This is a genomic window from Leclercia sp. EC_58 (assembly GCF_019584355.1).
In the GTDB taxonomy this organism is placed as follows: Bacteria; Pseudomonadota; Gammaproteobacteria; order Enterobacterales; family Enterobacteriaceae; genus Enterobacter.
Genome location: NZ_VDAM01000001.1, coordinates 2,860,070 through 2,885,180, shown reverse-complemented (window position 1 = coordinate 2,885,180; position 25,111 = coordinate 2,860,070). Strand labels below are relative to the sequence as shown.

General features: G+C 56.0%; 24 protein-coding genes. 3 read left to right on the top strand and 21 right to left on the bottom strand.

Annotated elements, in window-relative coordinates; translation table 11 throughout:
- Nucleotides 1-296: 296 nt before the first annotated feature.
- From FHC51_RS14110 to yceD, 13 genes are all read right to left on the bottom strand, one after another.
- Nucleotides 297-1,091 (bottom strand): metal-dependent hydrolase, encoded by a 795-nt coding sequence (locus tag FHC51_RS14110; protein ID WP_114315343.1) that lies wholly within the window; start codon nt 1,089-1,091, stop codon nt 297-299.
- A gap of 10 nt (nt 1,092-1,101) precedes the next feature.
- Nucleotides 1,102-2,106, bottom strand: a complete 1,005-nt coding sequence (gene holB, locus FHC51_RS14105; RefSeq protein ID WP_220435816.1) for a DNA polymerase III subunit delta' — start codon at nt 2,104-2,106, stop codon at nt 1,102-1,104.
- On the bottom strand, nt 2,103-2,744 hold the full coding sequence (gene tmk, locus FHC51_RS14100; protein ID WP_156654283.1) for a dTMP kinase: 642 nt from the start codon (nt 2,742-2,744) through the stop codon (nt 2,103-2,105). The genes holB and tmk overlap by 4 nt, the downstream gene beginning before the upstream one ends.
- Nucleotides 2,734-3,756 carry a cell division protein YceG gene (gene yceG, locus FHC51_RS14095; RefSeq protein WP_103823717.1) on the bottom strand — a complete coding sequence of 341 codons (1,023 nt, stop codon included), beginning with the start codon at nt 3,754-3,756 and terminating at the stop codon, nt 2,734-2,736. The genes tmk and yceG overlap by 11 nt, the downstream gene beginning before the upstream one ends.
- 2 nt (nt 3,757-3,758) lie before the next feature.
- Nucleotides 3,759-4,568 carry an aminodeoxychorismate lyase gene (pabC, locus tag FHC51_RS14090; RefSeq protein ID WP_220435815.1) on the bottom strand — a complete coding sequence of 270 codons (810 nt, stop codon included), beginning with the start codon at nt 4,566-4,568 and terminating at the stop codon, nt 3,759-3,761.
- A 123-nt stretch (nt 4,569-4,691) separates the two neighbouring features.
- Nucleotides 4,692-5,933: a beta-ketoacyl-ACP synthase II gene (gene fabF, locus FHC51_RS14085; RefSeq protein ID WP_103179094.1), complete on the bottom strand. Its 1,242-nt coding sequence runs from the start codon at nt 5,931-5,933 to the stop codon at nt 4,692-4,694.
- Nucleotides 5,934-6,024: 91 nt separating this feature from the next.
- Nucleotides 6,025-6,261, bottom strand: coding sequence for an acyl carrier protein (gene acpP, locus FHC51_RS14080; protein ID WP_000103754.1), 237 nt, complete (start codon nt 6,259-6,261; stop codon nt 6,025-6,027).
- Nucleotides 6,262-6,415: 154 nt separating this feature from the next.
- Nucleotides 6,416-7,150 carry a 3-oxoacyl-ACP reductase FabG gene (fabG, locus tag FHC51_RS14075; RefSeq protein ID WP_103179093.1) on the bottom strand — a complete coding sequence of 245 codons (735 nt, stop codon included), beginning with the start codon at nt 7,148-7,150 and terminating at the stop codon, nt 6,416-6,418.
- A gap of 13 nt (nt 7,151-7,163) precedes the next feature.
- Nucleotides 7,164-8,093 carry an ACP S-malonyltransferase gene (gene fabD, locus FHC51_RS14070; RefSeq protein ID WP_103823714.1) on the bottom strand — a complete coding sequence of 310 codons (930 nt, stop codon included), beginning with the start codon at nt 8,091-8,093 and terminating at the stop codon, nt 7,164-7,166.
- Nucleotides 8,094-8,107: 14 nt separating this feature from the next.
- Nucleotides 8,108-9,061 (bottom strand): beta-ketoacyl-ACP synthase III, encoded by a 954-nt coding sequence (locus FHC51_RS14065; protein ID WP_220435814.1) that lies wholly within the window; start codon nt 9,059-9,061, stop codon nt 8,108-8,110.
- A gap of 6 nt (nt 9,062-9,067) precedes the next feature.
- Nucleotides 9,068-10,102: a phosphate acyltransferase PlsX gene (gene plsX, locus FHC51_RS14060; RefSeq protein WP_220436695.1), complete on the bottom strand. Its 1,035-nt coding sequence runs from the start codon at nt 10,100-10,102 to the stop codon at nt 9,068-9,070.
- Nucleotides 10,103-10,181: 79 nt separating this feature from the next.
- Nucleotides 10,182-10,355 carry a 50S ribosomal protein L32 gene (gene rpmF / locus FHC51_RS14055; protein ID WP_003857964.1) on the bottom strand — a complete coding sequence of 58 codons (174 nt, stop codon included), beginning with the start codon at nt 10,353-10,355 and terminating at the stop codon, nt 10,182-10,184.
- Nucleotides 10,356-10,371: 16 nt separating this feature from the next.
- A complete protein-coding gene (gene yceD, locus FHC51_RS14050) occupies nt 10,372-10,893 on the bottom strand; it encodes a 23S rRNA accumulation protein YceD (RefSeq protein ID WP_103179089.1) in 522 nt (173 codons plus the stop codon).
- A 141-nt stretch (nt 10,894-11,034) separates the two neighbouring features.
- Between yceD and FHC51_RS14045 the strand changes: the two genes are divergently transcribed.
- Nucleotides 11,035-11,619 (top strand): nucleoside triphosphate pyrophosphatase, encoded by a 585-nt coding sequence (locus tag FHC51_RS14045; RefSeq protein ID WP_103823712.1) that lies wholly within the window; start codon nt 11,035-11,037, stop codon nt 11,617-11,619.
- Between the two features lie 80 nt (nt 11,620-11,699).
- Here FHC51_RS14045 and rluC read toward each other — a convergent pair whose 3' ends face one another.
- The gene (gene rluC, locus FHC51_RS14040) at nt 11,700-12,647 is read right to left on the bottom strand and encodes a 23S rRNA pseudouridine(955/2504/2580) synthase RluC (RefSeq protein ID WP_103823711.1); all 948 of its coding nucleotides are present in this window, start codon (nt 12,645-12,647) and stop codon (nt 11,700-11,702) included.
- Between the two features lie 571 nt (nt 12,648-13,218).
- On the opposite strand from rluC, the gene rne reads away from it, so the two are divergent.
- Nucleotides 13,219-16,434, top strand: coding sequence for a ribonuclease E (gene rne, locus FHC51_RS14035; protein WP_220435813.1), 3,216 nt, complete (start codon nt 13,219-13,221; stop codon nt 16,432-16,434).
- A gap of 40 nt (nt 16,435-16,474) precedes the next feature.
- Here rne and FHC51_RS14030 read toward each other — a convergent pair whose 3' ends face one another.
- Nucleotides 16,475-17,413 carry a LysR family transcriptional regulator gene (locus tag FHC51_RS14030; RefSeq protein ID WP_156238387.1) on the bottom strand — a complete coding sequence of 313 codons (939 nt, stop codon included), beginning with the start codon at nt 17,411-17,413 and terminating at the stop codon, nt 16,475-16,477.
- A 109-nt stretch (nt 17,414-17,522) separates the two neighbouring features.
- Here FHC51_RS14030 and FHC51_RS14025 point away from each other — a divergent pair, with 109 nt between their 5' ends.
- Nucleotides 17,523-18,737, top strand: a complete 1,215-nt coding sequence (locus FHC51_RS14025; RefSeq protein ID WP_220435812.1) for an MFS transporter — start codon at nt 17,523-17,525, stop codon at nt 18,735-18,737.
- A 79-nt stretch (nt 18,738-18,816) separates the two neighbouring features.
- Here the strand turns inward: FHC51_RS14025 and flgL are convergent, their stop codons facing one another.
- The 6 genes from flgL to flgG form a co-directional block, all read right to left on the bottom strand.
- Nucleotides 18,817-19,770, bottom strand: a complete 954-nt coding sequence (gene flgL / locus FHC51_RS14020) for a flagellar hook-associated protein FlgL (RefSeq protein WP_220435811.1) — start codon at nt 19,768-19,770, stop codon at nt 18,817-18,819.
- A gap of 14 nt (nt 19,771-19,784) precedes the next feature.
- Complete coding sequence (gene flgK / locus FHC51_RS14015; protein WP_220435810.1) at nt 19,785-21,431, bottom strand: flagellar hook-associated protein FlgK; 1,647 nt, start codon at nt 21,429-21,431, stop codon at nt 19,785-19,787.
- A gap of 75 nt (nt 21,432-21,506) precedes the next feature.
- Nucleotides 21,507-22,460 carry a flagellar assembly peptidoglycan hydrolase FlgJ gene (gene flgJ / locus FHC51_RS14010; RefSeq protein WP_103823705.1) on the bottom strand — a complete coding sequence of 318 codons (954 nt, stop codon included), beginning with the start codon at nt 22,458-22,460 and terminating at the stop codon, nt 21,507-21,509.
- Nucleotides 22,460-23,557: a flagellar basal body P-ring protein FlgI gene (locus FHC51_RS14005; protein WP_103179080.1), complete on the bottom strand. Its 1,098-nt coding sequence runs from the start codon at nt 23,555-23,557 to the stop codon at nt 22,460-22,462. The genes flgJ and FHC51_RS14005 overlap by 1 nt, the downstream gene beginning before the upstream one ends.
- Nucleotides 23,558-23,569: 12 nt before the next feature.
- Nucleotides 23,570-24,268 (bottom strand): flagellar basal body L-ring protein FlgH, encoded by a 699-nt coding sequence (flgH, locus tag FHC51_RS14000; protein ID WP_039028917.1) that lies wholly within the window; start codon nt 24,266-24,268, stop codon nt 23,570-23,572.
- A 57-nt stretch (nt 24,269-24,325) separates the two neighbouring features.
- Nucleotides 24,326-25,108 carry a flagellar basal-body rod protein FlgG gene (gene flgG, locus FHC51_RS13995; protein ID WP_032617536.1) on the bottom strand — a complete coding sequence of 261 codons (783 nt, stop codon included), beginning with the start codon at nt 25,106-25,108 and terminating at the stop codon, nt 24,326-24,328.
- Nucleotides 25,109-25,111: the final 3 nt, after the last annotated feature.

The window sequence follows — 25,111 nt, the reverse complement described above, 5'->3', positions numbered from 1 at the left end:
ATTGAGAGTGCTCCTGAGTATTTGTGCTTTTTTTACGTTTTCACGCATTGGCCCGGGGGGAGAACCGTGCCGTGGACAGGACATCTAAGCGCCCTTTATTTATTACGCAGAGTAAAATAAATCTGCGGATCTTTGTTTGACGGCTATCACGTTTCAGCGTTCGTTACCTGAGAAACTTTCAGTTTTTTACAAAATAGGTGTCTAAATGTTACCAGAAACGCATTCACCGCCCCTGTTCGGGCGGTGAACTTTACTCGCTTTAGCTATTAATTACGAGCCCAAAAAAAACTGACGATTCATGCTGATTGCAGGCGGGAGGGATCGATGTGAAACAGACTGGCGAAGTTATCAGTGGTAATGCGTGCCAGTTCTTCAACATCGACGCCTTTCAAAACGGCCATATACTCGGCCACATCCCGTACCATCGCGGGTTGGTTCTCTTTACCGCGGTGCGGTACCGGTGCCAGATAAGGGGAATCTGTCTCCACCAGCAGGCGATCGAGCGGGACGTATCGCGCAGCGTCGCGAAGCTGCTCTGCGTTACGGAACGTCACGATCCCCGAAAACGAGATATAAAAACCCAAATCCAGCAGTTTGCCCGCTGTTTCTCTGTCTTCAGTGAAACAGTGTAGTACGCCACCACAATCCGTAACCTTTTCTTCTGAGAGGATCGCCAGCGTATCGGCACGGGCATCGCGGGTGTGGACAATCACTGGCTTGTTCAGCTCCCGGCCAATACGGATATGATCGCGGAATGATTCCTGCTGACGGGCTTTCGTTTCCGGGGTGTAAAAATAGTCCAGCCCGGTTTCGCCCATCGCGACGACGCCCTCTTCCGCCGCCAGACGGCGTAAATCCTCGACGTCATAGGCCTCATCCTGGTTCAGCGGATGCACGCCGCAGGAGAAAACGACGTTGTCGCGCACGCCCACCAGCTCACGCATGGTGCGGTAGCCTGGTAACGTCGTGGCGACCGCCAGACAAAATTTCACATCGCGGGCTGCGGCTTTTTCCAGCACGTCATCGACGTTTTTATGCAGGGATTGATAATCCAGGCCATCAAGATGGCAGTGTGAGTCGACTAAAAACATAATGTCTCTCTCAGAGATGGGATACAGGCAGCGTTGTGCCCGGTTGCAGGTAATGCTCGATAGTGAGTAACAGGTCGGTCAGCACAAGCTCCCGATTCAGCCCCGTTACGCTGAGTAATTGTTCGCGACACTGACATACGTCATGAAGGATAGCCCGTAATGCCACTCCTGGCAGGCGCCGGGCGAGGCTGTTAACCCCTTGCCAGGCATCAGCATTGCTGATCAAGGTCGCCCCTTGCTGAATTTTGAGGGCATCCAGCAACAACGCCGCCAGCCAGTGCAGACGATCGGGCGCCTGTTCATGATTGAGTACCGGCAGCAGGCTCATCCAGTCACCACTGTCAGGTACAGCCCCAAGCGCCTGGCAAAGCTGTTCGCGTTGCCCCCAGACGTTGGGCTGCAACAGCGCCAGCGCGGCTGCAGGCGCGCCGCCGCACAGACGTAGCGCGCTGAGCGCTGCTTCTTGTGACGTTGTCACTTCCCGCGCAAGCCAGCTGATAGCCCACGCCTCCTGCGGCACGTTGAGATGATGCAAGCGACAGCGGCTTCGGAGAGTCGCCAGCAACCGTCCGGGCTCACGGCAGGCCATCAGGAACCAGGTATTTTCCGGCGGCTCTTCCAGGGTTTTTAACAGCGCGTTGGCCGCCGCTTCGGTCAGCTGGGCGGCATCTTTGACCCATACCACTTTCGCCCCACCGAGCCGCGCGCGCTCGTAGAGCTTCTCGCTGACCGCGCGAACCGCATCAATACCCAGCGTCGTTTTGCCCTTCTCTGGCTCAAGCGCGTAATAATCCGGGTGCGTCTGCGCCTGCATCAGCTGGCAGCCGCGGCACTGGCCACAGCTCTTATGCCCCTGGGGCTGCTGGCACATCAGAAAACGGCTGATGGCGTAGATCAGCGCATCATCGCCCATTCCTGGCAGCGACTGGATCAGTAACGCATGATGCCCCCGACCGGACTGGTAGCTGTTCACCAGCTGTTCTAAATGCGGGCGCAACCATGGATACCATTTCATGCCTGTTGTTCCTTCAGCCAGTCGGTGACCGTTTTACGAATGGCGTCCATCACCGCTTCCAGTGGTTGGGTGGCGTCGATGGTGCGGATGGTGCTGTCCTGTGCGGCCAGCTCAAGATAGCGGGCGCGGGTACGGTTGAAGAAGTCCAGCGACTCCTGCTCAATACGATCCAGTTCGCCACGGGCGCGGGCGCGCTTCAGGCCCACTTCTGGCGTCACGTCGAGATAGAGCGTCAGGTTCGGGCGGAAATCCCCCAGCACCGCATCGCGCAGCGTGGCGAGCATCGTCTGGTCAATGCCGCGGCCACCGCCCTGGTACGCCTGGGTGGAGAGATCGTGGCGATCGCCAATGACCCAGCACCCACGCGCCAGCGCAGGTTTGATGACGGTTTCGACCAGTTGGACACGCGCGGCGTAGAACATCATGACTTCGGCTTTATCCGTAATCACTTCATCGCCGACCGATTTAATGTCCAGCACCAGACTGCGCAGTTTTTCCGCCAGCTGTGTGCCGCCCGGTTCGCGGGTAAAGATCATCTCTTCGATGCCACACTGTTTCAGCGTCTCGACGACCGTGTCGCGTGCGGTGGTTTTCCCGGCGCCTTCCAGCCCCTCAATGACGATGTAATTACTGCGCATTTTTTTCCTTAAGTGCCTTCAGATAGTCCTGGACCGAACGATTATGACTGGCAAGATTGGTGTTAAAAGTATGTCCACCCTTTCCGTCCGCGACGAAATAGAGATACGGCGTTTTGGCCGGATGCGCGGCGGCATTCAACGATGCCTGACCCGGCGTGGCAATCGGCCCCGGGGGTAATCCGCTAATGACATAGGTATTATAATCCGTTGGGGTTTCGAGATCTTTACGCGAAATGTTGCCCTTGTAGTTCTCACCCATCCCGTAAATCACCGTAGGATCAGTCTGCAGACGCATACCGATACGCAGACGATTGATAAACACAGAGGCCACCTGATCGCGTTCGCTGGCGACTGCCGTCTCTTTCTCGACGATAGAGGCCATGGTCACGAACTGATTCTGATCTTTATACGGCAGGTTTTCCATCCGCCCTTCCCAGGCTTTATCCACTGCTGCAACCATCTTTTTATGCGCACGCTGCAACAGTGCCACATCGGTGGTGCCCGCGGTGTACATCCAGGTATCGGGCCAGAACCAGCCTTCTATCCTGTCGGGGTGTTCAAATTTCAGGGCCTCGGCGACGGCGGCATAACTGTCGTCCGGCAACGTATGCTTGATGTAGGGCGCATCGCGCAGCTGCTTCAGGTAGTCGCTCAGACGCATCCCTTCAACAAAACGCAGCGGGAACTGCGCCTCTTTACCGCTTTCAAGCAGCTCCAGCATCTCCTTCACGGTCATTCCTGGGGTAAAGCGGTACGTACCGGCTTTAAAATGCGACAGCTCCGGCTGCACGCGTAATAGCCACTGGAATACCCGCGGGCGGTTAATGATCTTGTCGCCGTACAGCTGTTCACCCAGCGCCAGCCGTCCGGTACCGGGTTTCAGGGTAAATACCGTCTCGTCGGCGATCAGGATTTTGCTCTCCGCCAGCTGGCGAACTTTCCACATCCCCACGCCAGCGGCAATGCCCAGCACGACAACGACGAGGAGAATAAAGCGCAACATTTTCTTCATGACTATCTGGTTTGCTCACACAGAGGGGCTAAAAACGAGTACAACTCACGCGATGTAAAATGGTGAGAACCATACTGGCGCACCGGCACAACTGGCATCAGCGCATTGCATACGACGATCTCGTCAGCATCGGTCAGCGCAGCCTCGCGCGCCTGCACTTCGACCACGCGAAATCCGGAATGCGCCAGTTGCCGCAGACAAAACTGCCGCATCAGGCCGTTAACGCCAGCCTGATCCAGACGGGGGGTAAACACATCCTTACCCAGCCGCCAGAATAAATTCGCCGCACAGCATTCCGTAATGAACCCTTCGCTGTCAAGAACCAGCGCTTCATCGGCGTCGGTCTGTTCAAGATGGGAGCGAATCAGCACTTGCTCAAGCCGATTGAGGTGTTTTATCCCCGCAAGCTGCGGATTACGTCCCAGCCTCACCGGACTTAATGCCAGGGTAATGCCTTCCTTGCGCCAGCGATCATAATGGGCAGGCCAGGCAGATACCGACAGAATGCGAACCGGATCCTGACAGCCAGCCGCGCTGTATCCTCTTCCGCCGCTTCCCCGGGTAATAATCACTTTTAATACGCCCCGTTCGACGCCGTGTGCCTGGTCTGTCATTTCATTTTCTAACGCCGTCCACTGGGCAAAGGGAATGAACAGTTTTTCACAGGCCGTCCGCAATCGTTGCAGATGCGCCTCAAGCAAACAGACCTTGCCTTCGACAATGCGGGCCGTTGTGAAGCATCCGTCACCAAACTGAATCGCCCGGTCACTCGCCGGAAGCTGTGCCTGCTTTATACCATTTATCAAGAACATGGTGGCTCCTTTAAGATGGTCGAATAGTCTGGCAGGAAGGATGGCTCTGGACAAGGGAAGAAAACCGAATAAAAAAGGCCCGACAAGCGGACCTTTTTTTACTGCACTAACGACAGGGTAGCATCAGACCTTTTTAAAGATCAGAGAGCCGTTGGTGCCGCCAAAGCCGAAGGAGTTACACAGGGTGTACTCCATACCGCTGACCTGGCGCGCTTCGTGCGGAACGAAGTCCAGATCGCAACCTTCATCCGGGTTATCCAGGTTGATGGTTGGCGGAACAGCCTGATCGCGCAGCGCAAGGATGGAGTAGATAGACTCAACTGCACCCGCCGCACCCAGCAGGTGACCGGTCATGGATTTGGTGGAGCTGACCATGACGCGGCGGGCTGCATCGCCAAACACAGACTTAACGGCCTGCGCTTCAGCGATATCGCCCGCAGGCGTAGAAGTACCGTGCGCATTCACATAGCCAATCTGACCCGGCTCGATACCCGCATCACGGATAGCGTTAACCATGGCCAGCGCAGCACCTGCGCCATTCTCTGGCGGAGAAGTCATGTGATAGGCATCGCTGCTCATGCCGAAGCCGACGACTTCTGCATAAATTTTCGCGCCGCGTTTCTTCGCATGTTCGTACTCTTCCAGTACGACCATGCCTGCACCGTCACCCAGCACAAAACCATCACGGTCTTTATCCCACGGACGGCTCGCCGCCTGAGGATTATCGTTGCGGGTAGACAGCGCGCGCGCTGCACCGAAACCGCCCACACCCAGTGGGGTGCTGGCTTTTTCTGCCCCACCAGCGACCATCGCGTCAGCATCGCCATAAGCAATCATACGCGCCGCCTGGCCGATGTTGTGCACACCAGACGTACAGGCAGTTGCAATCGAAATGCTTGGACCGCGCAGGCCATACATGATGGTCAGGTGACCTGCCACCATGTTAACAATCGTTGACGGAACGAAGAACGGGCTAATCTTACGTGGGCCACCATTGACTAAAGAGCTATGGTTTTCCTCGATTAAGCCAAGGCCGCCAATCCCGGAGCCAATAGCGGCGCCAATACGGGTTGCGTTCTCTTCCGTAATTTCAAGGCCAGAATCCTGCATGGCCTGAACGCCAGCGACAATTCCATATTGAATGAAGGCATCCATCTTGCGCTGTTCTTTGCGCGAGATGATCTCTTCACAGTTAAAATCCTTTACTAAGCCAGCAAATTTCGTTGCATAGGCGCTAGTATCGAAATGGTCGATTAGGCTAATGCCACTCTGACCGGCAAGGAGAGCTTTCCAGGTGGACTCTACGGTATTGCCGACAGGAGATAACATGCCAAGTCCGGTCACAACTACACGACGCTTAGACACGCTTGTCCTCCAGGGAGGGATAAAAAAAGAAAAACGAGGGACTACAAAAGAAAAAACTCAGGCGGTCGAATGACCGCCTGGAGATGTTCACTTACGCCTGGTGACCGTTGATGTAATCAATGGCAGCCTGAACGGTGGTGATTTTCTCAGCTTCTTCGTCCGGAATCTCAGTATCAAACTCTTCTTCCAGAGCCATTACCAGCTCAACGGTGTCAAGAGAATCTGCGCCCAGGTCTTCAACGAAAGAAGCATTGTTGGTCACTTCTTCCTGCTTAACGCCCAGCTGTTCGCCGATAATTTTCTTAACGCGTTCTTCGATAGTGCTCATACTCTTAAATTTCCTATCAAAACTCGCTTTCGCGATGGTTTTCGTAGTGTATAAAATGTTGAAAAATTTGCAACTAAATCCCGGCAGGTCTTACCACGATTTTACGTTATTTTGAGGCCATTCCCCCTCATAACGCAAATATTTTCTATCGTGGTTAAACCATGTACATTCCGCCGTTGACGTGGAGAGTCTCACCAGTGATGTAACTCGCTTCGTCAGAAGCTAAAAATGCAACCGCGCTGGCGATTTCTTTAGGGTCGCCTAAACGACCCGCTGGAACTGCCGCCAGCGTACCCGCACGCTGCTCATCGGTCAGCGCACGCGTCATGTCCGTTTCAATAAAGCCCGGAGCAACAACGTTTACAGTAATTCCGCGGGACGCAACTTCGCGCGCCAGCGACTTACTGAAACCGATCAGGCCTGCTTTCGCCGCAGCGTAGTTTGCCTGACCAGCATTTCCCATGGTACCAACCACAGAACCGACAGTGATAATACGCCCATGACGCTTCTTCATCATAGCTCGCATTACCGCTTTTGACAGACGGAACACAGATGACAGGTTGGTTTCGATAATATCGTTCCACTCATCATCTTTCATTCGCATCAGTAAGTTGTCGCGAGTGATTCCGGCATTATTGACCAGAATATCCACTTCGCCAAATTCTGCGCGAATATTTCCCAGAACAGATTCGATAGATGCCGGATCGGTCACATTCAACATCAGACCTTTACCGTTCGCACCCAGATAGTCACTAATAGCCTGCGCGCCATTTTCGCTGGTGGCGGTGCCGATCACTGTCGCGCCACGCGCGACGAGGGTTTCAGCGATAGCACGACCAATACCACGGCTTGCGCCGGTGACCAGTGCGATTTTTCCTTCAAAACTCATGGTATTCCTCTTCTTACTGCGCAAGTGCCGCTGACAGTGCTTCAGGCTCGTTAATCGCCGATGCGGTCAGGGTATCAACAATACGTTTAGTCAGACCGGTGAGGACCTTACCCGGGCCCACTTCATACAGGTGCTCTACGCCCTGCGCTGCCATAAATTCAACGGTTTTCGTCCACTGAACCGGGCTGTAGAGCTGGCGAACCAGCGCGTGGCGGATGGCCTCTGGCGCGGTTTCACATTGCACATCAACGTTATTGACCACCGGAATGGTCGGTGCGCTGAAGGTGATTTTTTCCAGCTCAACGGCCAGCTTGTCTGCAGCAGGCTTCATCAGCGCGCAGTGGGACGGTACGCTCACCGGCAGCGGCAGCGCACGTTTGGCGCCCGCGGCTTTACAGGCTGCGCCTGCACGCTCAACCGCCTCTTTATGGCCGGCGATAACCACCTGGCCCGGGGAGTTGAAGTTCACCGGTGAAACGACCTGGCCTTCTGCGGATTCTTCACACGCTTTTGCGATAGAAGCATCATCCAGACCAATAATGGCTGACATGCCGCCCGTGCCTTCCGGCACCGCTTCCTGCATGAATTTGCCGCGCATCTCAACCAGACGCACAGCATCCGCAAACGCAATCACACCCGCACAAACCAGCGCAGAATACTCACCCAGGCTGTGACCAGCTAACAGCGCTGGCGTTTTGCCGCCCTGCTGCTGCCATACGCGCCACAGTGCGACCGATGCGGTCAGCAACGCAGGCTGCGTCTGCCAGGTTTTATTCAGCTCTTCGGCTGGCCCTTGCTGGGTCAGCGCCCAAAGATCGTAGCCCAGCGCATCAGAAGCTTCACGAAAAGTCTCTTCGATTACCGGAAACTGCTCCGCCAATCCAGATAACATTCCAACGGCCTGAGAACCCTGTCCGGGGAATACAAAAGCAAATTGCGTCATTTTTTTTATCCTTTCTAGAAACGAACCAGCGCAGAACCCCAGGTGAAACCGCCACCGAAGGCCTCGAGCAAGACCAGTTGGCCCTGTTGAATTCGTCCATCGCGCACAGCTTCGTCAAACGCGCACGGTACTGATGCTGCAGACGTATTGCCATGACGATCCAGCGTCACCACAACGTTATCCATAGACATGCCGAGTTTCTTCGCTGTGGCGCTAATAATGCGCAGGTTAGCCTGATGCGGCACCAGCCAGTCAAGAGCGGAACGCTCCAGATTATTGGCTTCCAGCGTCTCGTCAACGATGTGTGCCAGTTCGGTCACTGCCACTTTGAAGACTTCGTTACCCGCCATAGTCAGGTAGATGGCGCTGTCCGGGTTGACACGATCCGCATTTGGCAGCGTTAACAGCTCGCCGTAGCGACCGTCAGCATGCAGATGCGTTGAGATGATGCCCGGCTCTTCAGATTGTCCTAACAGGACAGCACCCGCGCCATCACCAAAAATAATGATCGTCCCGCGATCGTTTGGATCGCAGGTGCGAGCCAGAACGTCCGCGCCGATGACCAGCGCATATTTCACTGCGCCGGATTTCACATATAGATCGGCAATGCTCAGCGCATAGGTAAAGCCTGCGCAGGCAGCGGCAACGTCAAACGCCGGGCAGCCTTTGATGCCCAGCATGTTTTGCACCTGGCACGCAGCGCTTGGGAAGGCATGCGTGGCGGAAGTGGTCGCAACAATAATCAGACCGATGTCATCTTTATCGACACCCGCCATTTCCAGCGCGCGCTGGGCGGCTTCATAGCCCATGGTGGAAACTGTTTCATCTGGCGCGGCAATACGACGTTCGCGGATACCTGTACGTGTGACGATCCACTCGTCAGACGTGTCTACCATTTTTTCCAGATCGGCATTGGTTCGCACTTGCTTTGGCAGATAGCTGCCGGTACCTAAAATCTTCGTATACATGTACGCTCAGTCACTTTTTGCTAATACAGATCCCAGGCGAGCGGCAATCCGCTGTGGGACTTGTCGCTGCACCGCCTGCACTGCCTGTTCAATCGCGACGGCAAACGCTCGCTGATTGGCCGCACCGTGACTCTTAATCACAATGCCGCGCAATCCTAACAGACAGGCGCCATTATACTGGTCGGGGTTGAGGTGACTGAATCGCCGCGCCAGGCTCTTTTGTAACCAACGCTTTAATAAAATCAGCCACCATGACCGTTTTTTCCCCTCTCCCTGCGATTTAAGCAGAGAAAGAAACATTCTCACCACCCCTTCCATGGTTTTTAATGTAACGTTTCCTGTAAACCCGTCACACACCAGTACATCCGTTTTTCCGGTCAATAATTCGTTGGCTTCAAGATATCCAATATAGTTGATGGATGGCTCATTTTTTAGCCGCTCGGACGCTTCACGGATGCTGTCGAGGCCTTTGGTCTCTTCCTCGCCAATATTCAGCAAAGCAACGCGGGGATGAGAAATCCCTACCACTTCCTCTGCCAGCACCGAGCCCATAACGGCAAACTGCGCCAACATCACACTGTCGCAATCGACGTTGGCGCCTAAATCCAGCACCACCGTTTTGCCCTTTTGCTGGTGCGGCAGTACCGTTACCAGCGCCGGGCGCTCAATACCTTCAAGCAGTTTGAGCAGTAATTTTGCCAGCCCCATCAGCGCGCCGGTATTGCCGGCGCTGACACAGGCTTGTGCGCGGCCCTCTTTAACCAGCTCAAGCGCGATGCGCATTGAACTTCCGCGGCTGCTGCGGATCGCCTGTGAGGCCCGGACATCACTGGCAATAACTGACTGGGCAGGAATAATCTGCAGACGTGAACGTTGTTCGAAGTCAGCTTTTGCGAGTAATGGCGTGATAGCGTCGGGATTACCGACTAAAAGGAGAGCGAGTTGCGAATTAGAGTTCAGTGCCTGCAATGCTGCAGGCACTGTCACGGAAGGGCCAAAATCGCCCCCCATGACATCTAACGCCAGGGTTAGACGTGTCAAGGTATCGTCGCAGCCTGGTTCGGTATATCCCCGTTTACACGGGGAAACCCTCACTAAGCCTAATCACGCAAACGCGTGATTACTTAGTGATAACCTTGCGGCCGCGGTAGAAACCGTCAGCAGTGATGTGGTGACGCAGGTGTTTTTCACCAGAAGTCTTGTCTACAGACAGGCTGGTAACTGCAGTCAGTGCGTCATGGGAACGACGCATGCCACGTTTGGAACGGGTTGGTTTATTCTGTTGTACGGCCATGGACCTTACTCCTTAATTACTTACGCTTTAAGCTGGCTAATACGGCAAATGGGTTTGGTTTTTGCGCTTCATCAGGCAGTTCCCCAAAGACCATGTCCGCCTCGGACACTTCACAGTGTTCAGAATCATGCACCGGAACCACTGGCAGAGCGAGGATGATTTCATCTTCAACTAACGCCAGCAGATCGATTTCACCGAATTCGTTAACCTCAATCGGCTCATACGCTTCCGGGAGTGCTTCAGCCTGTTCGTCTGAACGAACCGGACTGAAACAATATGTTGTGTGAACATGAAGTGGGAACGGTTTCCCGCAACGCTGACACTCGAGCGTAACCGAAACCTTTGCATCACCGGTTAATACGGCGAGGCGCTGGTTATCGATCGCGAACGACATGGAGCATTCCACATCACTGTCCACACTGACTACGGATTCGGCAATACGTTCAGCCTGGTCACGGGTATAAATACCTTCGTAATCGAGGCGTTTTTGAGCCGTACGAACCGGATCAAGAGTCAGGGGTAATTTTACCTTTTGCATAGGGCGCGCATATTAACTTTGTAACGTCATAGAGTCAAAGAAAAAGGCAACCTCAGGCTGCCTTTTGCCAATTATTCGCACACATTGCGGCCTGTAGTTTAAAATGGCTGGCATCGATACGCTATATCTGGTGAAAAAAATATGCCAAATCTTATTCTCGCCTCGACTTCACCCTACCGCCGCGTGTTGCTGGAAAAGCTTGGCGTACCCTTTGAATGTGCCGCACCGAATGTGGATGAAAGCCCACAACCCGGTGAATCGCCACGGCATCTGGTGGTACGTCTGGCGCAGGAAAAAGCAAAAAGCCTGGCAGCGCAATTTCCTGACCATCTTATTATAGGTTCCGATCAGGTTTGCGTCCTGGATGGTGCTATCACCGGTAAACCGCATACCGAAGAGAATGCGCGTCAGCAGCTGTTGAAAGCCCGCGGTAATATCGTCACGTTCTATACCGGCCTGGCTCTCTATAACAGCTCAACGGGCCATTTGCAGACGGAATGCGAGCCCTTTGACGTTCACTTCCGCCATCTCAGCGAACAAGAGATTGATGACTACGTCCGTAAAGAGCGTCCGTTAAACTGCGCGGGCAGCTTTAAGAGCGAAGGGCTGGGGATTGCGTTGTTTGACAGGCTGGACGGGCGCGACCCGAACACCCTGGTGGGATTACCGCTGATTGCGCTGTGCCAGATGCTGCGCCGGGAACATTATAACCCGTTAATGGCCTAGCCCGCTGCTTCGCCCGGCGGCGCTACGCTTGCACGGACCTACGGTTTCCCAGGCCGGGTAAGCGCAGCGCCACCCAGCAATTAACCGCGCAGAACTTTAAGACAGCGCTTCAGCTGCTCATCCATAGGCGCTTCGATACGCATCACCTCGCCGGTACCCGGATGGGTAAACTTCAGCGCGGCGGCATGCAGGAACAGACGAGACAAGCCCGTACCTGCCAGCTGCTTATCAAACTCACGGTCACCATAGCGATCGTCGAAAGCGATGGGGTGACCTGCATGCAGGGTATGAACACGGATCTGGTGAGTACGACCGGTCACCGGGCTGCAGCGCACCAGGGTAGCGAATTCATAACGCTCTTCGACTTTGAAGCGAGTTTCAGACGGCTTACCCTCCTGACTCACGCGAACGATACGCTCACCGCTTTGCAGAATGTTTTTCAGCAGCGGAGCCTGGACCACTTTGACATGGGATTGCCACTGGCCACGCACCAGCGCGAGGTAATCCTTCTGCATCCCCTTCTCACGCAGCTGTTCATGCAGCGAACGCAGCGCCGAACGCTTTTTCGCCACCAGCAGTACGCCAGAGGTGTCGCGGTCAAGGCGATGAACCAGCTCAAGGAAGCGGGCTTCGGGACGCAGCGCGCGCAGACCTTCGATCACGCCGAAGCTCAATCCGCTGCCGCCGTGAACGGCTGTGCCGGAAGGTTTGTTGAGTACCAGGATATGATCGTCTTCATATAAGATCACATCCGTCAGCGCGGCGACTTTATTCAGATGCGGCGATACCGCCTCCTCTTCCCGCTCGGCTACACGTACGGGCGGGATGCGCACTTCATCACCCGCTTCCAGTTTGTACTCAGGTTTAATGCGCTTCTTATTCACACGCACCTCACCCTTACGCAAGATGCGATAAATCATACTCTTTGGCACGCCCTTCAGTTGGGTGCGCAAAAAGTTGTCGATGCGTTGCCCCGCTTCATCATCGGTAATGGCAACCATTTTTACGGCTGGAGTCTCTGTTTTCATGGGGGGCGATTCTAATTATCGGCAGCCATTAGCGCCACTCATTTTTCTATGCTTATATTTAGTTTTACCCTGTTACTGTTTCGTTCACGCAATCGATTTGGTGGTTATTAAACCAATCCTATGAGAGAAGTGAAAAAACTGTGAGTAACCGGGTGATAATTGGCAAAAGTCATCTTGCTATAACCCGGTTAGCAATGGAATAATGCTGCAGTTTTCCGTGTTAAATCCTGGTTAAGCAAGGATATCGACGGAATGACCAATTTTGTCTGACCGATCATCCACGCAGCAATGGCGTAAGACGTATTGATCTTTCAGACAGTTAGCGGGCTGCGGGTTGCAGTACTTACCGGTAAATGGAATCTTCTCTGGAGAGTTTTACCCAGGCTATTCCCCTGATAATCGCGCTGTATTTCCGTATGAAATACAGGCAACCGACACTTTGCGCCTCTTAAGCGAGCGACAACCGTGAGGTTGGCGACGTGAATAGACACGAGGCCATCGGTTCATACCCCGGAAAGCGTCACCTTGCCCGCAGCTTAGTCGTCAATGTAAGAATAATGAGTAAGTTACGATGAAAAGAATGTTAATCAACGCAACTCAGCAAGAAGAGTTGCGTGTCGCCCTTGTGGATGGGCAGCGTCTGTACGATCTGGATATCGAAAGTCCTGGACACGAACAGAAAAAAGCGAACATTTACAAAGGCAAAATCACCCGCATTGAACCCAGCCTTGAGGCCGCATTTGTCGATTACGGTGCCGAGCGTCATGGTTTCCTCCCGCTGAAAGAGATCGCTCGCGAGTACTTCCCTTCCAACTATAATGCCCATGGCCGTCCTAACATCAAAGATGTTCTGCGTGAAGGTCAGGAAGTTATTGTCCAGATTGATAAAGAAGAGCGCGGCAACAAAGGCGCTGCACTGACTACCTTTATCAGCCTGGCAGGCAGCTACCTCGTATTGATGCCAAACAACCCGCGCGCGGGGGGTATCTCTCGCCGTATCGAAGGGGATGACCGTACCGAGCTGAAAGAAGCGCTGGCAAGCCTGGAGCTGCCAGACGGCATGGGTCTGATTGTCCGTACCGCAGGCGTGGGCAAATCTGCCGAAGCGTTGCAGTGGGACCTGGGCTTCCGTCTGAAGCACTGGGAAGCGATTCAGAAAGCCGCTGAAAGCCGCCCTGCTCCGTTCCTGATCCACCAGGAAAGTAACGTTATCGTGCGTGCCTTCCGCGACTATCTGCGTCAGGATATTGGCGAAATTCTGATTGATAACCCGAAAGTACTTGAGCTGGCTCGCCAGCACATTGCCGCACTGGGTCGTCCCGATTTCACCAGCAAAATCAAACTGTACACCGGTGAGATCCCGCTGTTCAGCCACTACCAGATTGAATCGCAGATTGAATCCGCCTTCCAGCGTGAAGTCCGTCTGCCATCCGGTGGTTCTATCGTTATCGACAGCACCGAGGCGCTGACCGCCATCGACATCAACTCCGCACGTGCAACCCGCGGTGGCGATATCGAAGAGACGGCCTTCAACACCAACCTGGAAGCGGCCGATGAGATTGCCCGCCAGCTGCGTCTGCGTGACCTGGGCGGTCTGATCGTTATCGACTTCATCGACATGACGCCGGTACGTCACCAGCGCGCGGTGGAAAACCGCCTGCGTGAAGCGGTGCGTCAGGATCGTGCGCGCATCCAGATCAGCCATATCTCCCGTTTTGGCCTGCTGGAGATGTCCCGCCAGCGTCTGAGCCCGTCACTGGGTGAATCCAGCCACCACGTCTGCCCACGCTGTAGCGGTACCGGCACCGTGCGTGACAACGAATCGCTGTCCCTCTCTATCCTGCGTCTTATCGAAGAAGAAGCGCTGAAAGAGAACACCAAAGAAGTTCACGCCATTGTGCCTGTACCGATTGCCTCCTACCTGCTGAACGAAAAACGTGCCGCGGTAAGTGCGATCGAAGCCCGTCTGGGTGGCGTACGCTGCGTGATCGTGCCTAACGATCAGATGCAGACCCCGCACTACTCCGTGCTGCGCGTGCGCAAAGGCGAAGAGACCTCCACCCTGAGCTACATGCTGCCTAAGCTGCATGAAGAGGCGATGGCACTGCCGTCCGAGGAAGAGTACTCGGAGCGTAAACTGCCTGAACAGCCTGCACTGGCAGCGTTTGTGATGCCGGAAGCACCGCCTGCGCCAGCGCAGGAGACCGTGGCGGCTAAACCTGCAACCAAACCGACGGCAGAAGTGAGCCAACCGGCTGCACAGCCTGGTCTGCTGAGCCGCTTCCTCAATGCGCTGAAGAAGATGTTTGCGGGTGAAGAGCCGCAGCCTGCCCCGGCACCGGTTGAGAAGAAAGAAGAGAAACAGGAGCGTTCACCGGATCGTCGTAAACGCCAGAACAACCGTCGTGACCGCAATGAGCGCCGCGATAACCGTTCAGAGAGCAACGAAGGCCGTGAGGGCAGCGAAAGCCGTGACAATCGTGACAACCGCGAAGGTCGCGAGCGCCGTGAAGGACGTGACGAAAACCGTCGCAACCGCCGCGAGAAGCCGCAGCAGAACGCGGAAGAGCGTGAAATTCGCCAGCCGGTCAGCGAAGAGTCTGACAAAGGCAGACAGCGTGATGAGCAGCAGCCGCGCCGCGAACGTAACCGTCGTCGTAACGATGACAAGCGTCAGGCTCAGCAGGAAGTTAAAGCCCTGAATCGCGACGAAGAGACCGCTCAGGATACTGAACAGGAAGAACGCGTTCAGGTGATGCCGCGCCGTAAGCAGCGTCAGATGAGCCAGAAAGTGCGTTTCCACTCTCAGGCGGAAGAAGCTGCGGTTGAAGCGATCGCACCACAGGCCGAACCGGCACAGCGTACCGAGTTGGCTAAAGTTGACCTGCCTGCGGTGATTGAAAACGCACCAGAGCAGGAAGAAAACGCTGAAGGCCGTGAAAACGCCGGCATGCCGCGCCGTTCACGTCGCTCTCCGCGTCACCTGCGCGTGAGTGGTCAGCGTCGCCGTCGTTATCGTGACGAGCGTTATCCGCTGCAGTCGCCAATGCCGCTGGCTATTGCCTGTGCCTCACCAGAAATGGCATCAGGTAAAGCCTGGATCCGTTATCCGGTAGCTCGCCCTCAGGAGCCACAGTTTGAAGAGCAGAACGTCGCTCAGGAAACTGCAACCCCTGTTACGCCAGTCGCGGTTGAAGCGATCGCTGACGCTGCTGCCGTTGTGATCCCAGAGCCGCAGGTTGTTGAAATCGAAACTTCACATCCGGAAGTGATTGCTGCGCCTGTGACAGAACAGCCGCAGATCGTCACGCCTGACGATGCGGTCGTCGCGAAGCAGATTGCAGAAGATGCTGCCGTAGCTGAACCTGCTGTCGAAGAAGCCGCTGCCGTTGAATCGGCTGAAACCACCGAAGCAGCCGTCGAGCCGCAGCCGGTCGTGGAAGTTGAAGTAGAAACGGAAGTTCAACCTGAGATTGAAATCGATGTTGAACCGGTTGAGGCAGCTGAAGTGGAACCTGAAGTCACTGACGTCGCTCACGTCGACGAGCCAGAAGTGAAGCCGGTTCCTGCAGTGAAGCCAGCGCCAGCCGCTCAGGTTCATGCTGAAGCCCATCACGCGACGGCCCCAATGACCCGAGCGCCGGCACCGGAATATGTTCCGGAAGCGCCGCGCCAGAGTGACTGGGTACGTCCGGCATTTGAATTTGACGGTAAAGGCTCTGCAGGCGGTCACAGTGCCACCCATCACGCCACTGCGCCAGCCACGCGTCCACAGCCGGCTGAATAAGCCTGCTTAAGCGCAAAAGCCGACCTTCGGGTCGGCTTTTTTATTGCTTCTGCTCTGGCCTGCGCATCCCTGCGATTTCAGGCATCACCTCTCTCATCATCTCCAGAAAACGACGCAATCGCGCCGGATAGTAGCGAGACCACGGATAGACAAGATGAACCGGCAACGCGGCGGGCTGCCAGTCAGGCACCAGATGAATCAGCCTGCCCTCACGGATATCCGCTTCGACAGTCCAGCTTGAGACCACGGCAACGCCCAGCCCGGTGAGCGCGCTTTTACGCGCCACGTAGAGGCTGTCGGTACTTAAGCGCGGGGAGATAGCCACCCGCAGCGGTTGTGCGGCTTCCGCACTGAACAGTTCAACATGCTGACGATAAAAAGTATTGAGCGCCACCCAGGGCAGCGCGGAGAGATCTTCCGGTTTTTCTACAGGCGCAAACCGTGCCAGCAGCTCGGGTGACGCCACAATGCTGCGCGGTACCTCGGCCAGCAATACCGACACCGTGGCCGGGTCGATCTCCGCCCCTACCCGGATAGCGCAGTCGATATTGTCACTTAAAAAATCAGCCGAGCGGTCATTGAGCATCCACTCCACATTGAGTCGTGGATAGCGCAGCAGGAACGCCGTCAATGGCTCCAGCAACTGCTCCTGTCCAAAGGCATGCGGCGCACGCACGCGAAGCACCCCGACCGGCTCATCTTCTGTTTGCCCGACTTCATCCTCCAGCGCGTACCAGCTGTCAATGACCCGCCGGGCATGCTGATAGCAGCGTTCGCCGTCATCCGTCAGCTTCATGGCGTGTGTCGTTCGCAGGATCAGGCGCACGCCCAGCAGCGTCTCCAGCGATTGAAGACGACGGCTGACGGTGGCCTGGCTGGTCGCCATCTGCACCGCGGCAGCTGAAAGAGAGCCCGTTTCCACGATACGCACAAAAGTACGCATCAGCTCTACCCGGTCTATACGCTCCGAACGTTTCATTTTTAATCCGGTTATACGTTACACGTATAAGTGTTTTAACACCGGGCCAGCTACCACCGCAAGGCGGGGTGATAAAGAATAGCGACACACCCGAAATGAGGAACTGCATATGAACTCCAGTACCCTGAGCCCAGCCGTCAGCCGTTGGGTAATTTTCATCCTTGCCATCGGTGCGGGCTTTAGCGTCGCCGCCATCTATTATGCTCAGCCGCTACTGCCGCTGATGGGCGCAGATTTGCATCTCAGTATTGAAGGGATGGGGATGGGGCCCACTCTGACGCAGGCGGGCTATGCGCTGGGGATCCTCTTCCTGCTGCCGCTTGGCGATCGCTATGATCGCCGCACCCTAATTGTGGTGAAAAGCATCGCGCTGGCATTACTGCTTTTGGCCTGTAGCCTGACGGCTCAGATCCACTCCCTGCTGCTGGTCAGCCTGCTGATTGGGATGACCGCCACCATGGCGCAGGACATTGTTCCGGCTGCGGCTATCCTCGCCCCGGAGGGCAAACAGGGAAAAACCGTCGGTACGGTGATGACCGGCCTGTTACTGGGGATCCTGCTCTCCCGTACGGTGAGCGGCGTGGTAGGCGAAGCTTTTGGCTGGCGCGTGATGTACCAGCTGGCGGCGGGCAGTATTGCGATCCTCGCCGCCGTGATGTGGTTTATTCTGCCCCGCTTCGCGGTGCCGTCGAACCTGCGTTATCCGCAGCTGATGCGCTCCATGGCACACCTGTGGCATCGCTACCCCGCTCTGCGCCGCGCCGCACTGGCACAGGGGTTTCTCTCCATCGCCTTTAGCGCCTTCTGGTCTACTCTGGCGGTGATGCTGATGGAACACTACGGTCTTGGCAGCGCCGTTGCCGGTGGCTATGGCATTGCCGGTGCCGCAGGTGCTCTGGCCGCGCCACTCGCTGGCGGTCTGGCGGATAAACTGGGCGCCGGTAAAGTCACTCAGCTGGGTGCCGCGCTGGTAACCGTCTCCTTCGCCCTGATGTTTTTCATGCCGGCATTAGGTGTACAGGGCCAGCTGATCCTGATTGCCGTTGCCGCGGTAGGTTTTGATCTCGGTCTGCAGTCGAGCCTGGTGGCTCACCAGAACCTGGTTTATAGCCTTGAGCCCCAGGCCCGTGGCCGTCTGAACGCTCTGCTCTTTACCGGTGTGTTTATCGGGATGGCGTTAGGTTCCGCGCTCGGCAGTCAGCTCTATACTATGGCCGGTTGGCCGGGCGTCATTGCGCTGGCGACCATTACAGCAGGCGTGGCGCTGGTTATCCGTATGACTGAAAACGTCCGCACCCGCTCATCGGCCCTGCAAAATTCCTGAAAAAAAAGCCCAATCCGCAAAACGGATTGGGCATACAGAACATAACCAGTTTCAAGCCATGTTCTAAAGGTCAAGTCAGTTATTTATTCAGCTGGAACAGGGACATACCCTGCATATCGCTGAATGCTTTATAAGATGCCTGAAGCGCCGCTTGTTGCATGGTGTAGGAGGAAATCGCAGCGTTCCAGTCGACATCAACCAGATCGCTCATCTGCTGAGTCTGGCCTAAGGCCCGGTCACTGCCCAGCGTATCGAGTGCATCCAGTTCAGTCAGTTTGGTGCCCAGGTCAGCACGCACGGTCAGCACGTTATCAAGGGAGTTACGCAAGCCGCGGTTTGCTTTATCAATGTCCAGATTCATTTGATCAGTCTTGCCCTGATCGCCGCTGACTGGCGTTTTCAGAGCCGCAATCACGTTATCCAGGATCTTGAACAGATTCTTTTCCGGGGCAGAGCCATCTGGTTCTGGCGCGGCGTTGCTGGTGAAAGATTCAAACACTTCCTGGCCGGTATGGCTGATCTGCATATTACGCGCAGAATCGACCTGCTGTCGGATTGGCGTGTCGCCGCCGTCATACTTTCCGGTTGCCTGATCGAATGCCGGAGCATCCGTTTTATAACCGGCAAAAATATAGCGTCCGTTGCCATCGGTACTGTTTGCCAGGTTCAACAGCTGGTCGCGGATACCCTGCAGATCGGTGGCAATGGAACTGCGGTCGTTATCACTCAGGGAGCCGTTTCCGGCATAAACAATTTTATCCTGTGCTGATTGCAGCGCAGTGGTCACCTGGCCCAGAACGCTCTCCTCCAGCCCGACTCGCTGGGACGCAAAAGAGCGTGCCAGCGTGTACTGACTGTTTTGCGCCTGCGCCTGCGAGAGCACAACCGCCTGAGACGCAGCAATAGGATCGTCAGAAGGACGGTTAATACGTTTACCGGTGGACATCTGCTCACCGTAGCTCAGCCACTTACTCTGGGAGTCGGTGATCCCACGCATGTTCTGCTGGTACATCATCTGGGTGCTAATACGCATCGTTCACCTCGGCCTTAGCGAATATTGATTAACGCGTCAAAGAGCGTGCTGGCGGTTTGCAGTACCTGGGCATTGGCCAGGTAGTACTGCTGGTAGCGCTGGAGGTTGCCATACTCTTCATCGAGGTTAACCCCGGAGATCGACTGCTGCTGGTTGCTCAGCTGCGTCGTCACGTTTGCCTGGGTGGTGCTGCTGCTTTTCAGCGTCGCGGTTTTGCTGCCGACGGTGCTGACCAACGAGGCATACGCATCGTTAAAACTCTTGTTGCCGCCGACCACTTTGCTGTTCTGCAGATTAAGCAGCGCCTGGCCGTTGCGGTTATCGCTTTCACCGCCGGTGGCGTCAGACGCCAGCGCCAGTTTAGACTCATCGCTGATCGCCACATCCATATTGACGATGGCATTGACGACAGGCTTAACGATAAAGCTGTCTTTGTTATTCGCCGTGCCCGATACGTTCACCGTCAGGCCATCAAAGGACAAGTTACCTTTGCCGTCATCAACTGGCTTAACCGTGGTTTTATCCGAGAGGCGGGTGATCTTCCAGTTGCCGCCGTCAAACTCCATCTTGTAGTCGGTAGCCTGTACTTTAGCGCTGTCTGCCACGTTAATGGCGGCAGTGACGGAGGCCGAGCCGGTATTTTTGGTGTTTCCCAGTACCGCGGGAGCACCAATTTTAAATAACTCACCGCCAGCGTTACCTTCTGGATCAAAGCCCTTTGCGTGTTGGCTGTTCATCTCGTTAGCGAAAGAGAGCGCCAGCTGGTTAAGAGTGTTACGTGCCGCGTCGAGCTCTTCGGTACGGAAGGTCAACATGCCGCCCAGAGAGCCGCTGGTCAGCAGTTTTTCCGGGATCTCAACGGGGCCCGAGGTGCCGTCAACAAACGCCACCGTTGTACGGGATGGATCGGCGCTAGACTTCACAGCCGCCAGCTGATTAGCGGTGCTGCCCTGAACCAGGTTGTAGCCATTGCCAAAGGAGACGTTATAGGTGCCGCTATCCTGAACGGAGACTTCAACACCCACGATCTGGTTCAGCTCGCTCACCAGCTGGTCACGCTGGTCGAGCAGATTGTTCGGGGACGCACCCGCGCCCACGCCGGTCAGACGGGAAATCTGGTCGTTCAGGTTGGCAATCTGTTTAGCGTAGTTGTTGATCTGATCAACGCTGGTGCCGATGGCGGTATTGATCTGCTTATCCTGATCGCGCAGATACTGATCGTTCACCTTGAACTGGTTCACCAGGCCATCAGCCTTGCCCAGTACGGTCTGGCGCGCCGCCGGATCTTCGGCGTTGCTCACCAGGGTCTGCAGACTGGTAAAGAAGCCCTGCAGGGTGGTCGCCAGGCTGTTGGTGCTGCCAGAGAGAATGTCGTCAATTTTGGACATCTGCTGGTAGCGGGTCGTCAGGGCACTGCTCTGGTTCTGCGCGGTGCGCAATTGGTTGGTAATGAATGCATCATATTCGCGCTGTACCCCGGAGACATACACGCCGTTGCCAACCCAACCGCCGCCTGTCAGGGTGCTGTTTGAGGCGCTCAGCACCGTCGTCTGACGGGTGTACCCCGTCACGTTGTAACTTGAAATGTTATTACTGGCGGTATTCAGCGCAGCCTGGGCTGCACTGAGGCCACTCATGGCGCTGTTGATCAAACTGGACATGGGGGTTCCTTTTATACTTTCAGACATGAGTCCTGCTGGAGATTATCGGCAGGCCCCAGCCGGACTTGAGAACTTTCAGAACAGATTTTCGATATCGTTGCTGTAGGCTTTGCTGACTTTCTCACCCATCGCTTTCAACTGCTGGATCATGCTGGTCAGCTTGCGGGCATACTGCGGATCGGTGGCGTAGCCCGCGTTCTGCAACGCCTGCGCACCCTGCTCTGCCGTCGCGGCCTGGGTCACGGCCGCATAGCGCGGGTTACGACTCAACAGGCCGACATAGTCTGAAAGTGCCTCGAGATAGGAGCTGTAGACGCGGAATTTGGCTTTGATCTTCTTCGCTTCGCCGTTTTCATACTCCGTGGTGGTGATCTCGGTAGTCGGCCCTTTCCAGCTTCCTGAGGCCTTCACCCCAAAGATGTTAAAGCTCGGCTCACCGTTCTCACGGCGGATCTGGCGTTGCCCCCAGCCCGACTCCAGCGCCGCCTGGGCCAGAATCAGGTGATGCGGCACCCCACTCTGCTGGCTGGCGAGACGCGCCGGCAGGGAGAGCTGTGCCAGGAAGTCTTTGCTGTCGCCGGTAAGGGGTTCATCATTGCTCTCAGGCACCTTCGGCACCGCTTTACGCACCATCTGCGTCAGGGCCTGGTTTTGATAGCTGGTGACCCTTTCCAGATCGAACTTCATCGGCACCTGCTGCGGTGCCTCTTCTGGCGGCACGCCCTGCGCGGCCGCCATCTGCTTAACGATCACATCGGCAAGTCCCAACCCTTTACCGGCAGTCATCTGCTGCGCAATCTGCTGGTCATACATGCTGGTGTACAGACGCGTCGAGTCGCTGCTGAAGATGCCATCTTTTGGCAGGGCTTCACGCATGCTTTTCAGCATCATCTGGACAAACATCCCCTCCACCTGGCGGGCAACCGGGCGGATATTGCCCGCCGGATCTTTGCCCGCTTTAGACTTCAGTTCGTTGAGCGACTGGGTATCCCAGGCCGCGCTGCTCAGCAGTTTGCTATCGGTCAGCATCAGATAATTTCCAGTTTGGCGCGCAGGCAGCCCGCGCTCTGCATGGATTGCAGAATCGACATCAGATCCATCGGAGTGGCACCCAGCGCGTTCAGGGCACGTACCACGTTGTTCAGGTTGGCGCTGGAGCGCACGCTCTGCAGCGAGCCGCCGCTCTGACGCAAATCGATCTGGGTCTGCGGCGTCACCACCGTTTCACCGCCGCCAAACGGCGTATCCGGCTGGCTGACGTTAGCCGAGCGGTTGACGGTCACCGACAGGTTGCCCTGCGCCACGGCACAGCTGTCCAGCGTCACCTCACGGTTCATCACCACCGAGCCGGTGCGGGAGTTGATGATCACTTTGGCATCCTGCGGCGTGACGTTCACTTCCATATTCTGGATATCCGCCAGCAGACGCACCTGATTACTGCCGCCGCTGGAGACGCGGATCTGCACGGTACGGGCATCCAGCGCGGTGGCGCTGCCGTAGCCGCGGTTGCGGTTGATGGTGTCCGCAATCTGCTGCGCCATGGTGAAGTCGTCATTATTCAGCTGCAGGTTAATGGTGTTGCCGCTGCCGAACTGGGTCGGCAGTTCACGCTCAATAACCGCCCCGTTGGTAATACGGCCGCCGTTAAGCTGGTTGACCTGCACGCTGCTGCCGCCTGCGGAGGCACCCGCCCCGCCGACAAGGATGTTACCCTGCGCCAGGGCATACACCTGGCTATCCACCCCTTTCAGAGGGGTCATCAGCAGAGTCCCGCCGCGCAGGCTTTTCGCATTCCCCATAGAGGAAACCACCACGTCGATGGTTTGCCCCTGGCGTGCAAAGGCCGGGAAAGAGGCGGTAACCATTACCGCCGCCACGTTTTTCAGCTGCATGTTGGTCCCGGCGGGCACCGTGATGCCGAGCTGGGAGAGCATGTTGTTCAGACTCTGGGTCGTGAACGGCGTCTGGGTGGTCTGGTCGCCCGTCCCGTCAAGCCCCACAACCAGACCGTAACCGATCAGTGAGTTTTCCCGCACACCCTGTACGCTTGTGAGATCGCGAATACGGTCGGCCTGGGCACATGTCGCCACCAGCACCAGCAGGAACCCGAAGAGGGATTTAAACATAGGTCACCTCGATTACATCGGTGATAAGTTAAGGAAGAAACGCTGCAACCAGCCCATATTCTGCGCCTCATTGATGTAGCCGTTGCCGACATACTCAATGCGCGCATCGGCCACCTGAGTGGACGGTACGGTGTTGGAGCCGCTGATGGTGCGAGGGTTAACCACACCGGAGAAGCGAATGAATTCCGTGCCCTGGTTGATGGCGATCTGTTTTTCACCCACTACATGTAAATTGCCGTTCGCCAGCACCTGGTCGACGGTCACTGTCAACGTGCCGCTAAAGGTGTTGCTGGCATTGGCGCCGCCTTTACCGTTAAAGGAGTTGCCGCCAGACGCCTCGGCATCGGCGCGTGCGTTACCGAAGAGTCCTTCGAGATAGCGCGGCACAGTGTCGAAGCCAAAATTGGTTTTCCCGTCGCGGCTGGCATTCGCCGACGAGCTCTTACTGGCGCTGACGTTTTCCTGCAGCTGGATGGTCAGCGTATCGCCGATATTGCGTGGGCGACGGTCTTCAAACAGCGGCTGATAACCGTAGTTAATCGGCTGCGCGGTCTGGAAAATTGAGCCATTCACTACCGGCGTCGGGCCAGGAATGGGTTGGGCGGAAGTCGCACCCTGCACCAAAGGTTGAGACGGAACCCAGGCGCAACCGCTGAGGGTAACGGCCAGGAGAGTCACTATCGGATAACGAATCGCCGCGTGTTTTTGCATTGCCTTCATCTTCGAAAACAGGGAGCCGGTGCGGCGTGAACCGCACCGGGCTACACCTTAGAGTTGCGTCAGTTTCTGCAGCATCTGGTCGGTCGTCGACACTGCTTTACTGTTAATTTCGTACGCGCGTTGAACCTGGATCATATTCACCAGCTCTTCCGCGACGTTGACGTTTGAGGTTTCCACATACCCCTGATAGAGCAGACCTGAACCGTTCAGACCCGGTGTGCTCTCGTTCGGCGCGCCGGAGGACTGGGTTTCGATGTACAGGTTCTCACCGATGCTTTCCAGACCGGTGTCGTTCATGAAGGTGGTCAGGTTGAGCTGGCCAACCTGCACCGGCGCAGCCTGGCCCTGCTGGGTCACGCTCACGATCCCGTCACGCCCGATGGTAATGCTCAGGGCGTTCGCCGGAATGGTGATCGCCGGCTGCACCTGGAAACCGCCCGCGGTCACCAGCTGGCCGTTCTGATCCACCTGGAACGAACCGTCACGGGTATAGGCAGAGGTCCCGTCCGGGAGCTGAACCTGGAAGAAACCCTGGCCCTTGATCGCCACGTCTTTGCTGTTGTTGGTCTGGGAGAGGTTGCCCTGGCTGTGCAGACGTTCAGTCGCTACCGGGCGAACACCGGTACCAATCTGCAGACCGGAAGGCAGCGTAGTCTGTTCAGACGACTGCGCCCCTGGCTGGCGAATGGTTTGATAAAGCAAATCTTCGAAAACCGCACGCTGACGCTTAAACCCATTGGTGCTGACGTTCGCCAGGTTGTTGGCGATGACATCCATATTGGTTTGCTGCGCATCGAGGCCCGTTTTCGCGATCCATAAAGAACTGATCATAAG